At 50.7% G+C, this 15,246-nt stretch carries 18 protein-coding genes; 17 read left to right on the forward strand and 1 reads right to left on the reverse strand.

Features of this window, described 5'->3' with window-relative positions:
- Positions 1-28: 28 nt before the first annotated feature.
- Positions 29-1,243 carry an acetate/propionate family kinase gene (locus ABD836_RS00315; protein ID WP_344931633.1) on the forward strand — a complete coding sequence of 405 codons (1,215 nt, stop codon included), beginning with the start codon at positions 29-31 and terminating at the stop codon, positions 1,241-1,243.
- A gap of 225 nt (positions 1,244-1,468) precedes the next feature.
- Positions 1,469-2,242, forward strand: a complete 774-nt coding sequence (locus ABD836_RS00320) for a Crp/Fnr family transcriptional regulator (RefSeq protein ID WP_344931636.1) — start codon at positions 1,469-1,471, stop codon at positions 2,240-2,242.
- A gap of 413 nt (positions 2,243-2,655) precedes the next feature.
- On the opposite strand, the gene ABD836_RS00325 is transcribed toward ABD836_RS00320, so the two are convergent.
- Positions 2,656-3,168, reverse strand: a complete 513-nt coding sequence (locus ABD836_RS00325; RefSeq protein ID WP_344931640.1) for a GNAT family N-acetyltransferase — start codon at positions 3,166-3,168, stop codon at positions 2,656-2,658.
- Between the two features lie 407 nt (positions 3,169-3,575).
- Between ABD836_RS00325 and ABD836_RS00330 the strand changes: the two genes are divergently transcribed.
- The 15 genes from ABD836_RS00330 to ABD836_RS00400 are packed head-to-tail and all read left to right on the forward strand — an operon-like array spanning position 3,576 to position 15,232.
- Positions 3,576-4,319, forward strand: a complete 744-nt coding sequence (locus ABD836_RS00330) for a TorF family putative porin (protein WP_344931642.1) — start codon at positions 3,576-3,578, stop codon at positions 4,317-4,319.
- A complete protein-coding gene (locus tag ABD836_RS00335) occupies positions 4,312-4,479 on the forward strand; it encodes a hypothetical protein (RefSeq protein ID WP_344931644.1) in 168 nt (55 codons plus the stop codon). Before ABD836_RS00330 ends, ABD836_RS00335 begins: the two co-directional genes overlap by 8 nt.
- Positions 4,466-4,828, forward strand: coding sequence for an ethanolamine utilization microcompartment protein EutS (gene eutS / locus ABD836_RS00340; protein ID WP_344931646.1), 363 nt, complete (start codon positions 4,466-4,468; stop codon positions 4,826-4,828). Before ABD836_RS00335 ends, eutS begins: the two co-directional genes overlap by 14 nt.
- The gene (locus ABD836_RS00345; RefSeq protein ID WP_344931648.1) at positions 4,825-5,412 is read left to right on the forward strand and encodes a EutP/PduV family microcompartment system protein; all 588 of its coding nucleotides are present in this window, start codon (positions 4,825-4,827) and stop codon (positions 5,410-5,412) included. Before eutS ends, ABD836_RS00345 begins: the two co-directional genes overlap by 4 nt.
- A 9-nt stretch (positions 5,413-5,421) precedes the next feature.
- Positions 5,422-6,093 carry an ethanolamine utilization acetate kinase EutQ gene (eutQ, locus tag ABD836_RS00350; protein ID WP_344931650.1) on the forward strand — a complete coding sequence of 224 codons (672 nt, stop codon included), beginning with the start codon at positions 5,422-5,424 and terminating at the stop codon, positions 6,091-6,093.
- Complete coding sequence (gene eutT / locus ABD836_RS00355; protein WP_344931652.1) at positions 6,090-6,923, forward strand: ethanolamine utilization cob(I)yrinic acid a,c-diamide adenosyltransferase EutT; 834 nt, start codon at positions 6,090-6,092, stop codon at positions 6,921-6,923. Before eutQ ends, eutT begins: the two co-directional genes overlap by 4 nt.
- Complete coding sequence (locus ABD836_RS00360) at positions 6,920-7,897, forward strand: phosphate acetyltransferase (RefSeq protein ID WP_344931655.1); 978 nt, start codon at positions 6,920-6,922, stop codon at positions 7,895-7,897. Before eutT ends, ABD836_RS00360 begins: the two co-directional genes overlap by 4 nt.
- A gap of 31 nt (positions 7,898-7,928) precedes the next feature.
- Complete coding sequence (gene eutM, locus ABD836_RS00365) at positions 7,929-8,228, forward strand: ethanolamine utilization microcompartment protein EutM (RefSeq protein WP_344931657.1); 300 nt, start codon at positions 7,929-7,931, stop codon at positions 8,226-8,228.
- Positions 8,229-8,276: 48 nt separating this feature from the next.
- On the forward strand, positions 8,277-8,627 hold the full coding sequence (gene eutM, locus ABD836_RS00370) for an ethanolamine utilization microcompartment protein EutM (protein ID WP_344931659.1): 351 nt from the start codon (positions 8,277-8,279) through the stop codon (positions 8,625-8,627).
- A 37-nt stretch (positions 8,628-8,664) separates the two neighbouring features.
- The gene (locus ABD836_RS00375) at positions 8,665-8,967 is read left to right on the forward strand and encodes a EutN/CcmL family microcompartment protein (protein ID WP_344931661.1); all 303 of its coding nucleotides are present in this window, start codon (positions 8,665-8,667) and stop codon (positions 8,965-8,967) included.
- Positions 8,968-8,980: 13 nt separating this feature from the next.
- Complete coding sequence (locus ABD836_RS00380; protein WP_344931663.1) at positions 8,981-10,387, forward strand: aldehyde dehydrogenase family protein; 1,407 nt, start codon at positions 8,981-8,983, stop codon at positions 10,385-10,387.
- Between the two features lie 10 nt (positions 10,388-10,397).
- Positions 10,398-11,243, forward strand: coding sequence for an ethanolamine utilization protein EutJ (eutJ, locus tag ABD836_RS00385; protein WP_344931666.1), 846 nt, complete (start codon positions 10,398-10,400; stop codon positions 11,241-11,243).
- Position 11,244: 1 nt separating this feature from the next.
- Positions 11,245-12,480 carry an iron-containing alcohol dehydrogenase gene (locus tag ABD836_RS00390; protein ID WP_344931668.1) on the forward strand — a complete coding sequence of 412 codons (1,236 nt, stop codon included), beginning with the start codon at positions 11,245-11,247 and terminating at the stop codon, positions 12,478-12,480.
- 24 nt (positions 12,481-12,504) lie between these two features.
- Positions 12,505-13,812: an ethanolamine utilization protein EutH gene (gene eutH, locus ABD836_RS00395; protein ID WP_344931670.1), complete on the forward strand. Its 1,308-nt coding sequence runs from the start codon at positions 12,505-12,507 to the stop codon at positions 13,810-13,812.
- Positions 13,802-15,232: an ethanolamine ammonia-lyase reactivating factor EutA gene (locus tag ABD836_RS00400; RefSeq protein ID WP_344931673.1), complete on the forward strand. Its 1,431-nt coding sequence runs from the start codon at positions 13,802-13,804 to the stop codon at positions 15,230-15,232. The genes eutH and ABD836_RS00400 overlap by 11 nt, the downstream gene beginning before the upstream one ends.
- Positions 15,233-15,246 lie beyond the last annotated feature (14 nt).

Genomic DNA, 15,246 nt, shown 5'->3' on the forward strand with positions numbered 1-15,246 from the left:
TTAAATTAAAGTGGTGGGTTAAGAATTAATGACAAAACTAACGCTAACAAGCAGGCCAGGTATTCTAATTATAAACGGTGGCTCCTCGAGTATTCGCTTTGCAGCATATTCCTTAGATAAAAGGCCAATCGTGATTTTAACAGGGAAAATAGACCGCATCGGGCTGAGCGATACCCGCTTGAATGCCAAAGAAATATTGAGCGGAAAAAACCATAGCTGTGATATTGATGGTACAGATCACGCTAGGGTAGCTGCGCAGCTATTGAAGTGGCTAAACACTCAGGCGCGCTTTTGCTTAATTCAGGCGGTTGGCCATCGCTTGGTGCACGGGATGAACTTAAGTGATGCGACACTGATAACACCATCGTTGCTTGCTGAATTAAAAGAAGCGGCTCCCTACGACCCGGAACATCTTCCCCTAGAAATTGCGTTAATCGAAGCCTGTATTGAGCACTACCCAAGCTTGCAGCAGGTGGCTTGCTTTGATTCAGTGTTTCATCACGGCATGCCTAGAGTGGCTAGCCAGTTGCCACTACCGCGCCACTATGAAGAGCAAGGTTTGCGGCGCTACGGCTATCACGGTTTGTCCTGTGAATATCTCATGCAGGAATTACATAGACTTGGTGACCCAGCCGCGGTTAGTGGTCGCGTCATACTTGCGCACCTTGGCAATGGCGCAAGTATGACGGCGGTACTCGCGGGCCAGAGTGTTGACACTAGTATGGGGTTTACACCGTCTAGCGGAATGATGATGGGAACGCGAAGCGGAGATATGGACCCCGGTGTGGCGGTATTTTTATCGCGTAGCGGCCAGTTAGATAGTGAACAGTTTTATACCATGGTAAATCACGAATCAGGCCTGCTCGGTGTTTCTGGGCGGAGTTCAGATGTGCGTGAATTGCTAGCTATAGAAGCGGATGACGTGCCTGCCGCGGAAGCTATTGCGCTATTTTGCTATCAAGCAGCAAAATTGATTGGCGCCTACTCTGCCGCGTTAGGAGGATTAGACACGCTGGTATTTGCGGGTGGCATAGGCGAAAACTCACCGCAAATTCGCAAGCGAATTTGCGGAAATCTTGGATTTTTAGGTATCACCCTGAATAGAACGCGCAATCTGGAAGCGACGCCGATCATTTCCGCCGACTGCGCCACTGTTAAAGTTCGCGTTATTGCTACCAACGAAGAGATAATAATGGTGCATTCTGTGAAGCGTGTTCTTAAGCTCGACGTTATTCAGTATTGAACGTATAGGAAATTCAAATTTTACGATTTCACACACTAAAGCATCGAACAAATAGACTTTGTAAAAGCTAACTGAGTGAAATAATACCCCCGTTTTGATTATAGTGTACGATGGCGTGCAGAAGAACGTGCATTCAGAGTAATGACGTTACGCACCTTACGTAGACTTCGGAGCCACCCAAGCGCGGTCTTCTTTTTACCCCCATGCTTTTACTGGTGAGACCGTATGCTAGATTCTATCGGCACGCATCCGCGTATGGGTGCTGTGCCTAGTTCTGAGAAAAATTTTCTAATAACCGGATTGCCGGCAGATGTGCAGCAGCGCTTACTTCCAAACTTAGAGAGGGTACACCTGCCCTTGGGAACGGTTTTATACGAATCTGGTGATACCCTAAGGTATGTCTATTTTCCAACAGATTGCATAATATCTTTGCTATACGTAATGATAGATGGCGCCTCAGCAGAAATCTCCGTTGTCGGTAATGAAGGCATATTGGGGACCTCACTTTTCTTAGGGGGAGAAAGCACCTCAAGTCGTGCCATTGTGCAGAGTGCGGGTTATGCCTATCGCATGGACGCCCATCACTTCAAAACAGAATTTAGTCGCCACTCCGAAATGTTACTTTTGTTACTGCGTTACACTCAGGCGCTAATTACGCAAATGTCGCAAACCGCTGCGTGCAATCGCCACCACAGCATAGATCAGCAGCTTTGTCGCTGGTTGTTATTGTCGCTGGATCGACTGCCTAATAGCAACTTAGTAATGACTCAGGAACTGATTGCGAATATGTTGGGTGTGCGCCGTGAGAGTGTGACGGAGGCAGCGGGAAAATTGCAAAAACTGGGTATCATTTCTTATCATCGCGGGCATATTAATGTGCTGGATCGGGCACGTCTTGAACAGTTGTGTTGTGAATGTTACGCGGTGGTTAAAAAAGAAACAGAACGATTGCTACCCATTGACGACGTGAATGCAATGACAAGCCCCAGTCAATCCTAATAATAGTAATCAATCGTAAAGTATGGGAGAGCGCTGCAGGCCGTGAACATGATATGTTCCAGCGGCGATTACTACTCACCTTGCGCTAGCTGTTCGATTATTCGTATAAAATGCGAAGCACGACACGCGATTATATAGCTAGTAAAAGATCAATTGCGCCACTGATACCAATCGCTTGCCAAGACGTTCCATGAGCGTAATTATTGGAAAATTCAACTGCTTTCTTAGTCTGACTCCTAAGGTCTTCGCTCATATTTATTCATGTCACTGTGGCTGCCTTACAAGCTAAGTACAAATTTTAAGATTTATTATTTGGCGTTATCGATGACTTGATTTCTATAATTATCGAGTTGCTACACCGGCACCAATTACAGCTCGGCGGAATCGGATAATTGAGTTGAGGGCTGCGGGCACTAAAGCGTAAGCGAGTAAATAACTTGCTTCGCATCATCCTTGTCTGTCGTAGCTGTCATGCCTAGCTCTCGCGCCAGGTCGTGCATCGCCTGGTTGTCGGCGAGCTCCACTGAGTAGAGTTTTTTAACACCATGGTCCTTAGCGAATTCGAACAATTTTTCGCACAACAGCTTACCCAAACCCTGTTTCTGCCAACTGTCTGCTATCGTCAGCGCCATTTCACGGACGTCTTCTTTATTGTTAGGTGCGAATCGGCTGACGCCAATTTGGGTTTCTTGTCCTTCTTCTTGAAGGGTCGCGATAAATGCCATGGAATGATTTCCATCCACGTCGCAAAATGACTTAGCGGCTCGTGGTGAAAGCTCCCGGATGCCGCTAAAGAATCGATAGTGCCTGGATAGTGGCGATAGTCGTCGTACGAACTCAGCTTCTATTGCTTGGTCGCTGATACGAATAGGTCGAATTGTTACGCTTCTTCCAGAGATATGCAGTTGCAAATTCGTAGTGTTCATGACTAACGCCTCACTAGAGTTTTAAGGTACATCGATTATGAGCGTCTCTGGGTACAACAGCTATTGTGGGTAGCCACAAATATCTTGGTAGAGCAGCCGAGGAGGTCACCCGCTCATTGGTGTACGGTGATTTTGGTCTGCTGACCATCATTTATGGCAAGTAGATATTGAAGGCCAGACTCAATGTTGAAATTAACCGCTTTATCGTCCCTGGCACCTATAACCCGTCCATAGTCATAAGTCTTACAGACAATTCGCAGAATCTATACCACGCCTAAAGCTGCAAAGTATATTCACACTAAGTACTAGCCCATGTGGTCTACGGGGACTTCCGCGTATCAATAGTGCGAATAAAACCAGAAACTACATTCGCTCTATTATTTACTGTATCGGTGGGAATTATTCTAATGTTTGAAAAAACACTTTTTATGTTCAGCCTATGCACTACGGCTTTGCTGATTCCGCTGACTTCTAGTGCACATGAGGATACTGACACCCAGAAAAGCGTTGAATTTACAGCCACCGCTACTATCGCAACAGATTATATGTTTCGCGGTATTTCCCAAACCTTGAATGATCCCGCTGTACACGCCGCCTTCGACGTTTCACACACTAGCGGGTTATCTGCTGGGGTGTGGAGTTCAAATGTTGATTCGCAGGATCGTGGGCCATTCGACGACCAGTCCGATCAGGAAATCGATATTTATATTGGCTATGGCACTAGCCTCAACGAGTACTGGATGGTTGATGCGACCGCTATTCGCTATATCTTCCCGGGTACTGCCAGCGATACGGATCTCGATTGGAACGAACTATTAATCGGTGTGCATTTTCGTGAGTACGTCAGCCTATTAATAGGCTATTCCAACAAAGTATTTAATCTTGATGATCCGGGTATTTATTACGGCCTGTCCGGTAACTTGCCACTGTCACATAACACCCGCCTAACGGCATCGCTCGGTTACTACGACCTCGACGATGCTTTGAACGACAGCTACATGGATTGGAGTGCAGGCGCCGAGGCTGATATGGGAATGTTCACAGCGCGGCTTGCTTATATCGAGGCTGATAATCATGCCGACACATTATTTGGCCTCGACAAAGCCGATGGTCGTATTTTGTTTAGCTTAATGGCGGCATTCGGTGAATAAACTTTTCGGCGCCCTAGTAGAACGTGGCCAAGATCCGCGTCACCAAGAACAACGAAGCCAAGAATTAGGTGCCGTTTTACACCGTGGTAAGTTGTTGATAACGGTAGCCGAGCATATGAAACAACTACCGGATAGGACATTGTTTAATGAGCGAGTTTAGTCACGGCGACACACCCGAGATCGAACGGATAATTCAGGAATACGTTCCGGGCAAGCAGGTCACGCTGGCTCATTTGTTGGCCAATCCCACAGAGGAGTTGTGCAAGAAAGTTGGCGTAGAGCACGCGGAAGCGATTGGCATATTGACGCTCACCCCAGGAGAGACGGCGATTATTGCCGGCGATGTAGCAACCAAGTTTGCGTCGGTGGAAATTGGTTTTCTCGATCGTTTTTCAGGTGCATTAGTGGTAACCGGCTCTATCGGTGCCGTTGAAGAGGCATTGAACGCCGTGCTGAATACCTTACAAACCATTTTAGGCTACAGCGTATGTCCAGCAACCCGCACATGACAAATACAGCGCAGCCGGCACTAGTAGACTTTGTGTTAGTGGGTGCGGTGCGGTGTGGCAAGACCGCTTTAATGCAGGCATTACTGGGTGATAAGGGCGAGGTACTTAAAACCCAGGCGGCGGTATTTCACGACGGTCATGTGATTGACACACCGGGTGAATTTATTGGCCGGCGTAGTTATTACGGCGCCTTGCTTTCGACCATCGTCGACGTTTCCACCATCGTTTATCTACAACCTGCCAATAGCGTTATTTTCGCTCTGCCCGTTGGTTTATTGCATGTCTACCCTGACAAACGTGTTGTCGGCGTGATCAGCAAAATAGATCTACCCGATGCCGATGTCGCAGCGGTAAGCCGCCTGCTATCAGACAACGCCATTCCCGCGCCGCATTTCGCTACATCGGTAGTGACCGGCAGCGGTGTCGCCGAATTGCGCAACTACCTGATCAGTTTGCAGGGTAAACCCATAGATGCCGCCGCGCCGCCTTCACGAAGCGAAAAAGAACACAAGCACAGCGACAAAGACAAGAAGCGTAGTGGCAACGAAAAAGGAGTGCAGCATGAATCCACTATCAGCCAATAAGGCGAAACTATGAAAAGCTTGGTGACAGCCGAGGATATCAAACAGCTTCACCGAGACGGCAAAGCCTCGCTGGATATAGTGCCAAGTTGCACGATTATCACACCCGAAGCGCGCGACGTTGCTAAAAAGCTTGGGGTAAAAATGCTCGAGGCCGATACCAGTACAAGTAATAAGCCCGCCGTCGAGGCGAACGCAAGACAAGCGATCAAGCAGGCCGTCGAGGCGAAACTGCCAGCGGGTAAACATGCTCCAGCTTTGCTTGAACAGCTGATCGAAAAAGCCATGCGCGAATTGAATGCGCCTGTGCCGTATTGCGATCGTGAAGTGGCTGCTAACGGTGTGATACTGGTGCGTGGTGGTTCGGTTAAATTTGGCCGTTTTGACGGCGTACCTGACCAGGTTGTTGGTTTGACCGATGTGATCACTGCGGCGGATAACAGTTCGATCGCCGCGGGGTTTATGCAATGGGAAAAATGCAATTTCCCCTGGACCCTGACCTATGACGAAATCGATGTTGTACTCGAAGGGGAGTTACACATCACCTGCAACGGAAAGACCCATATCGGCAAACCTGGCGATGTATTTCTTATTCCAAAGGGAGCTGCTATCGAGTTTGGCACACCAACTAAGGTTCGTTTCGTTTACGTGACCTATCCCGCTGATTGGTCGATTAGCAAATGAACATGCCGTCCTTCATTACTGAAACCTGGTTACGGCAAACGTTTGGTCTGGCGCATGGCAGCGAGGTAGCTTTGCCGAATGGTTGCAAGTTCACCCCCTCGGCTAGTCAGCTGCTGTCAGAACGAAAAATTCGCATCCAATACACTACCGACGAAAACCGTGTATTTGCCGAGCAAGAAGCCGCGGAGGAAATAGACGCCGCCGTGCTACGCGTAAATCCGCTTACGGGAGGGAATAGGCGGCCTCTCAACAACTGCGTACTTTGCAACAACCATGTCGAGCAAAAGACTGAATTGCTGACGCTGTTGGACGACAAACAATTGGTGCCCAAAACGCACCCGCGGATCGGTCTGCGTGGCAAGCTCGATACGCTAATTGCCCACACAATCGTGGTGCAAACGCAGTTTGAACCGGAAAAAAAACACCCACTGTTACACCAGTCGCTGGCGGATTTGCGCTCATATATGGGTAAAGTATTGCGTAGTGAGGTGACTGAAGAGCCACTGCTACCAATCAGTATGGGCGAAATGGACGCCGAGACATTACATGCGGTGTCTCATCAGCCGCTTAAATACCTAGGCCACGACCATCTCGTGCCGGAATTAAGCCACGGTAAAAACGTGGCGCTGATAAATCTGCTCAGGGCAGTGGTGCGCGAAGCCGAATTAGACGCTGTCCGCACTTTTGTAAATGACAGTTATCTACTGACCCGCGGCGATATTGTGCAAGGTTTGAATCGCCTGAGTAGTGCTTTGTATGTGCTGATGTTGATGACGTTCGTGAGCGAATCAACGACCAGTAAGTCCAAAGACAAGGTGCGGCTGCTATGAAGTTAATGCAGCAATGGCGCACTCAATGTCTGGCCGCACCCAAGAAAATCGTGTTTGCCGATGCGCTGGACACCCGCGTATTGCATGCGGCCAATGAATTGAAAAAGCAAGGTTTGGCCGACCCCATTCTGCTCGGCAACCCTTTTGAGCTGCGCGATTATGCCTATCGCAGCGGTGTAATAACGCCCTGCCTCGCGATTGTAGACCCGCAACAATCTGGCTATTTCGATGAGTTCTCTAAAGCGTATCAGGAGGGGGGGAAACCATCGCTGTGTGCTGAAGATGCCCAGCAGGCAATGAGAAACCCGCTGTTTTACGCGGCGATGATGGTACAGCGTGGCCAAGCTGATATTTGTATTGCCGGCAATCTGTCCACCACCGGCGATGTATTACGCGCAGCCCTAAAGGTTATCGGCGTGGCCGAGCAGCACCGAACGGTGTCTTCGTTTTTTATGATGTCATCGCCAGATGGCAAAGATCTGCGCTTATTTGCTGATGCAGGGGTGGTACCGGAACCCAGCGTCGAGCAACTGGCCGATATCACCATCGACGCCGCGCAAAATTTTGAAAAGTTGACCGGTGAACCAGCGCGGGTGGCGATGCTGTCCTTCTCCACCAAGGGCAGCTCCGACCATCCTGCGGCGTGCCGGGTACGCGAAGCGTTTGAGTTGGTTCGTCGTAGGGTGCCAGACCTGATAGTTGACGGTGAGTTACAGGTCGATGCAGCGATTGTGCCGGCGGTAGCAGAGAAAAAAGCACCGGCCAGCCCGCTGCACGGCAATGCCAATGTACTGATATTCCCATCGCTAGATGCTGGCAATATTGCTTACAAAATAGCCGAGCGTTTGTGTCACTACCAGGCGCTGGGACCAATATTACAAGGTTTAAACAAACCAATGCATGACTTGTCGAGGGGCTGCAGTGTCGACGATATCGTCAATATCTCAGTGCTCGCGTCATGTCTGGCTCAATGAAAAGTAGTTCTAACCCGTAGGAGTAATAACGATGAATGAAGCACTGGGAATTATTGAAACAAAGGGCCTAACCGCGTTGATCGAAGCGTCGGATGCCATGGTGAAAGCCGCCCGGGTGGAGCTGGTGGGCTATAAGCAGATTGGCAGTGGGCTGGTCACGGCAATGGTTCGTGGTGATGTGGCGGCCTGTAAGGCGGCGACCGATGCAGGGGCTGCCGCCGCGCAACGGCTTGGCGAACTGGTAGCGGTGCATGTCATTCCGCGCCCACATGGCGATCTGGAAGCTATTTTTGGGATCACCGCCACGGGTAAACCAGCTGCTGATGTCTAGCGGGCAGGGCTTGCATGACAAACTGTTATCGATAGCGAGGACCGCAGCATGAAGGAAGCATTAGGCATTATAGAAACGAAAGGGCTGACGGCGCTGATCGAGGCAGCCGATGCCATGGTAAAGGCGGCCCGGGTGGAGCTGGTCGGCTATGAGCAGATTGGCCATGGTTATGTTACTGCACTGGTTAGGGGCGATGTCGCCGCCTGCAAAGCGGCAACTGACGCCGGAGCTGCCGCTGCACAGCGGCTAGGTGAGCTGGTCGCCGTGCATGTGATTCCGCGGCCGCATGAGGATTTGGAGTCCATCTTTCCGATCACCCGGAAAGTAACGGCAGACAACAAAACACCAGCTGAGAAGAAGCCTACTGGAAGGCCAGTTGCAAAGAATGTGGCTGGCTAACGTGAATTAAAGCAAGCAGTAATTAAAAGGCAGGATTATGAGACTCGCAAAAGTGATCGGTCAGGTCGTTGCCACTATTCGCAGCGACCGCTTAGGCGCGGATAAGCTGGCATTGATTGCATTTATTGATCTGTCAGGCCAGGAAGAAACTGCTGTTGCGGTGGCTGTGGATAGGCTCGGCGCAGGCGAAGGTGAATGGGTGTTGGTGGTTGGTGGTAGTTCCGCGCGCATGTCGGTTGACAGTACTGGACAGTCGCCAGTCGATTTGAGCGTGGTGGGTATTGTCGACGCAGTCACTAGCAACAAATCCACTTGGTTTCAGAAAAATCAGCAACGTTAAAAGAGAGTCGGTCATGGTGCAAACACATATCGATCCGCAACAACTTGAAACGATTGTGCGGCGGGTCATAGAGCAAATGCATGCGCCCCAACTCGACGGTGAGCGCTACGGTGTATTCACGTCACTGGACGACGCGGTGGCCGCAGCAGGTCGCGCGCAACCTTATCTTCGTAATTTGGCGCAGCGTAATGCTGTTATTGCTGCCATTCGTGCACTGGCCAGCGAACATCTACAAGAACTGTGTGAGCTCGCTGTGAGCGAGACCGGCTTTGGCCGAGTCGCCGATAAAGTGCGCAAGAACCGCTTGGTGATCGACAAAACACCGGGCTCTGAAGCCCTCATTACAACCGCGATGACTGGCGACCACGGTTTGTCATTGCTAGAAAATGCACCATGGGGAGTGATCGCTTCAATAACCCCTTCTACTAACCCTTCGGCCACCATATTAAACAACGCCATCAGCATGATCGCAGGCGGAAATTCGGTGGTGTTCTCACCGCATCCGGCCGCGAAAGCCGTTTCGCAGCGCACTATTCAATTGATTAATCAGGCGTCGGTCAGTGTTGGTGGCCCTGCCAGTATCGTTAGCTGTGTAGAGTCGCCCACGATTGAATCGGCAAACCAGCTGTTTATTTATCCCGGCATTCATTTATTGACCATTACCGGTGGTGACGCCGTGGTTGCGGCTGCGCGCAAAGTCAGTGACAAACGCCTGATAGCAGCAGGACCTGGTAACCCGCCAGTGGTGGTGGACGAAACCGCCGACATTGAACGCGCCGCCATCAGTATTGTGCAGGGTGCATCATTCGACAACAACATCGTCTGCGTCGACGAAAAAGAGATCATTGCTGTTGATTCGATCGCTGATGCGCTTATGAAAGCTATGTGTCGCCACGGTGCCGTTCAAATAACGGCCGAGCAGGGTGAAGCGGTAGCGCAATTAGTGCTCGCTGATTACCCCGGTGCTAAGGCTCATTCAAAGGTTGAGTGGATAGGTCGCGACGCCGCAAAAATTGCCGCCGCCGCGGGTTTCACCGTGCCCGCCGATACCCGTTTACTGGTGATGGAAGCGCCCCGTGATCATGTTTTCGCCACCACTGAATTGATGCTGCCAGTGATCGCCATGATTCGCGCCAAAGATGCAGACCAGGCGATTGATTGGGCTATCGACTTGGAGCAAGGCAACCTGCACTCCGCCGCCATGCACTCGCGCAATATCGACAATCTGTCGCGTATGGCCGCCGAGATAAACACCAGTTTGTTTGTGAAAAACGGTCCCTGTGTGGCTGGTCTTGGCGCGGGCGGCGAAGGCTGGACGTCGATGACCATCTCGACGCCAACGGGAGAAGGCGTGACTAACGCCGCCACCTTTGTGCGTAAGCGCCGTTGCACATTGGTCGATGCATTTAGGATTGTATAAAGGTGGTTCTATGAACAGCAATATCGCAGCAGTGAACACCTTGTTAATAGCGGCAGCAGCCATGGTTAACGACGATAGTGTCGCGCTATATAGCGGGCCTTTTAAAGTCGGTATCGATCTTGGCACCGCCGATATTCAAACTGTGGTGTTGGATGCTAACAATCAACCGCTGGCCTGCTACTTAGAATGGGCTGATGTTGTGCGCGATGGCGTAGTCGTTGATTACCATGGCGCGTGTCGTATTGTCAGAGAGCAAATCCGTCGTGCCGAGGCGCGGCTTGGTATCAATATCCAACAGGCATGTACATCATTCCCTCCAGGAACCGATCCGCGTATTTCGATTAACGTTATTGAATCTTCAGGCATTGAGGTGAGTAACGTGATTGATGAACCTAGCAGTGTGGCCGCTTTATTGGGCTTGCAGCACGCCGCTGTGGTGGATATTGGCGGCGGCACTACGGGGACAGCGATTATTGAAAAAGGAAAAGTGGTCAAGTCAGTCGATGACCCCACCGGCGGCCATCACATTACTCTGGTATTGGCTGGATATCATGCGTTGCCATACGAAGAAGCTGAGCTGTTAAAGCGAAGGGATAATTCGGGTGAGGTACTAAGCGTGATACAGCCAGTCATAGCAAAAATGGCTGATCTGGTGCGTGGTCACATTGCTGAACATCGTCCACCAGCAATTTATCTCACCGGGGGAAGTTGCAGTCTTCACGGTTTCGCCACAGCCTTTACTGCGGAATTTTCTGATATTGACGTCATCATTCCGTCGCAAGCCTTGTATTTGACACCACTGGCGATTGCGGCGTTTGCGATTGCTGAAAATGCTCGCCAAGCGAGTGTGGGTTGATATGACAATCATACAATCATCAGTCAATGAAGAGGTGATCGCCAGCATAGTCACGCAGACAGTCGACGAATTAACTCCGCACAATTTATTCAACTTTTGCGCTCCCCGGCAAACTCTAGTTGGTGAAGGGGCTATTTTAAAAATAGGTAGCCTGCTAAAGGGATTGAGCGTCCGCCATGTACTAATAGTGGTTGATAACGTGGTTTATCAAAAGGGTTTACTACGTAGCGCTCAGCGTAGTCTAGAGCGTGCGGGCATTGAATTCAGCGTGTTCTCAGGTATTGAGCGCGAGCCGGGAACGGATATTGTGCAGCAAGGTGTCGCACAGCTGAAGCAGACTAACGCTGATTTCGTACTCGGTTTTGGCGGCGGCTCGGCGTTGGATGCGGCTAAGGTCATCGCCATGCTCGGAAGCTGTAATTGCAGTCTTGAGGAGTTTTTCTCACCCAATTTTAACGAACGCAGGTCAGTTGGTCTGGGTGCAGTGCCTACTACCGCAGGCACTGGCTCTGAAGTGACTGACATCAGTGTCATCTTGAAACCTGATCGGCAGAAAAAATTCGTCACCAAGCATGTCGATCTGATGCCCGATCTGGCCGTTGTCGACCCTGGTTTAATGCTGAATTTGCCAGCTTCAGTGACGGCAGCTACCGGAATCGATGCGTTAACCCACGCGATTGAAGCGTTTACGGCGCGGAATGCGAATCCATTATCGAAAGCCTTAGCGATTTCAGCAATTCAGAAACTGGTTCACGCCTTGCCTATTGTGGTGGGCGACGGTGAGAACAAACAAGCCCGCCTTGATATGGCAATTGGAGCCTACGAAGCAGGCTTGGCATTTAGTAACGCGGGGCTGGGTCTAGTGCATGCTATCTCGCATCAGGTGGGCGCGCGCTATGAAATCGCCCACGGGGTCGCCAATGGAATTTTATTACCTTTCGTCATGGTCTTTAACGGCCTGGTGTGCCGCAGTGAATACGCGGCCATCGCGCACGTGTTTGGCATAGCTCGAGAGGCAATGACGGAGCGACAGCGGTGTGACGCTGGCGTTATAGCAGTGCGACAGTTACTTACAGATATTGGTTTACCCGGTGGCCTTGCAGAAGCGGGCGCGCGTCCGGAACATTTTTCTGAAATTGCAGAGGCAGCATTACAAGATATTTGTATTGTCGATAACCCACGTAGTGTCACTAAAGCCGACATTATCACCCTTCTGCGACAAGCGAGTGATACCTGATTTTATTCAAGTGGAGATAATGTGATGGAAATGCTAAACCAAATTATTTTGTACATCATGATGTCTTTTATGGTCATTGGTGCGCTGGATCGAATTTTTCAGCAGTTTGGTGGATCGGAGCCGATACTGGGCAAAATCGGTATGGGTAAACTTGGTAAATCCATCGGAGGCTCTGGAAATCAGTTTGAAGAAGGCTTTAACGCCATGGGCGCCTTGGCGTTGGCGATGGTAGGTATTATCGCCATTGCGCCAGTGCTGGCAAAAGTTTTGTCGCCAATCGTTGTGCCTATTTACACCGCATTAGGCGCTGACCCCGCCATGTTCGCCACCACGTTGCTGGCGAACGATATGGGCGGTTATTTTCTTGCCAAGGAATTGGCAACCGGAGCGGATGGAGTCATCAACTACAGTTCCTGGATGTACGCCGGTCTAATTCTTGGTGCCATGATGGGACCAACCATTGTGTTTTCGATACCGGTGGCGGTTGGCATTATCGATGTGAAGGACCGACCTTATCTTGCTGCTGGTATTATGGCAGGTATCGTCACCATTCCCTTGGGCTGCATTGCTGGCGGCTTTGCTGCGATGGCATCAACTGTGATGGTGCCAGGCTCTGAGCAGTTGATTGAATTTAATCTGCCCTTGATCTTTATGAATCTGATACCCGTCATTATTGTTTCGGCCTTGATTGCTGCCGGCTTGTGGTTGATACCCGATCGTATGATTAACGGCTTCTCCATCTTCGCCAAGTTCTTAGTCGCGTTTATTACGCTCGGGCTTATGTCAGCCGTGCTCGAACGTACCCTTGGTATTACGATTATTCCTGGAATGGACCCTATATTCATGACGGCAGGTGATTCGCCTGGAGTGGATATGCGCGCAGTAGAGGTGATCGGATCTATCGCGATCATCTTACTCGGTGCCTACCCGATGGTGTTGTTGCTCACTCGTTGGTTTGAAAAACCCTTGCTAAAGATGGGCGGCGTACTGAACGTCAATCCAACGGCCGCTACTGGATTAATCGCGACCCTAGCGAATAATATCCCGATGTTTCAAGTTATGAAGGACATGGACAGCCGCGGCAAAATCCTCTGTTCGGCATTTGCTGTGAGTGCGGCATTTACCTTTGGCGATCACCTGGGATTCACCGCAGCGAACAAGCCAGACATGATCATGGCAGTGATTATCGGCAAGCTAGTGGGGGGGATTACTGCCGTGCTGTTTGCGATGTTGCTGGCCGACAAAATGATTGCGTCAATAGAAAAGAATAGTCCGGCTTCCCCCGCAGCGCCGAATCCTAACTCTAACCCAGAGGTGGCGAGTGAATCGTAAAACCGTGCACAGTGTCGGTATCGATATCGGTACCACCACCACGCAGGTGATCTTTTCACGCCTCACTATGGTCAATCGCGCACCGGTGACGCAGGTGCCGCGCTACGAATTTGTAGAACGCGAGATCTGTTTTCAAAGCCCTATCAGTCGCACACCTCTGACGGTTGATGGCTTGGTCGATGTGCCGCGCTTACAAAGCTTTGTTGATCAACAGTTCCTAGCGGCAGACCTCAGCTTAGAAGACATAGAAACCGGTGCCATTATTATTACCGGCGAAACCTCGAAGGCGAAAAACGCGCGTGACTCGGTCTTGGGTTTGGCCGAGCGGCTTGGCGATTTCGTGGTGGCCACAGCCGGGCCCAATCTGGAGTCTGTGATTGCCGGCCGCGGTAGCGGCGCGGGTGATTACGCTAAACTCAATCATGCCAGAGTGCTAAATATCGATATTGGTGGCGGCACCAGTAACTACGCGGTATTCGACGGAGGAAATGTTGTTGCAACCGCCTGCCTGAACGTGGGTGGCCACCTAATTGAAACTAATACCAGCGGCATTGCTACGATCATTCACCCACCTGCGCGCATTGTTATCGAAGAATTGTTTGGCAAGCGGTTGCAAGTCGAGGAGCTGCAAACCGCGCAGCTGGAAAAAATCGCCAATCGTATGGCCGAATTAATTGTGGAATGTATTAGCAGTAGTCACTCAGCACTTTGCAGCCGCTTGTTGATGACACCAGAGCTGCGCTCAGTGCAACCCTTAGATGCGATATTTATCAGCGGCGGGGTGGGTGATTGTTACTACCAGCTCAAGGAAGGCGAACTGGATGCTTTCAAATGGCAAGACATCGGCGTGCTGTTGGCTCGCTGTCTACTGAAAAACCCACAGCTTGCGGCGCTGCCGATCAAAAAACCGGCACAGACAGTACAGGCTACTGTGATTGGCGCGGGGGCCTACACCCTGTCTTTGTCGGGTAGTTCGATTTGGCTTAATACCGACGAGCTGCCGGTGCGCAATATCCCCATTGTACAGCCGAATATTGATTGGCAAGCCAGTGAGCCGGATGTCTGTCAACAAACTATCAACGCCGGCCAGCGCATGGATTTACGGTTGCACGAAGACCGCTATGCGATCGCCTTTGATGCAGCGATGCCAGTGAATTATCGCATGGTCAGCCATACCGCGCGGCAGCTGGCGATGTATTACCAACAGCACGGCAACCAGCATGTGCCGGCCATCGTGGTGACTCAAAACGATCTGGGTAAGGTGCTCGGCATGGAATTACAACCGTTGATCGACCCGCAACAATTGCTAGTGATTGACGAAGTGCGCGCTCGAGAGGGCGATTACATCGATATTGGCCAGAGCTTTTTTGGCGGTGAAGTGGTACCGCTGACGATTAAGTCGCTGGCCTTCCCTGCGTAAGAATAGATGGCATA

The sequence above is a fragment of the Zhongshania borealis genome, assembly GCF_039539625.1.
In the GTDB taxonomy this organism is placed as follows: domain Bacteria; phylum Pseudomonadota; class Gammaproteobacteria; order Pseudomonadales; family Spongiibacteraceae; genus Spongiibacter; species Spongiibacter borealis.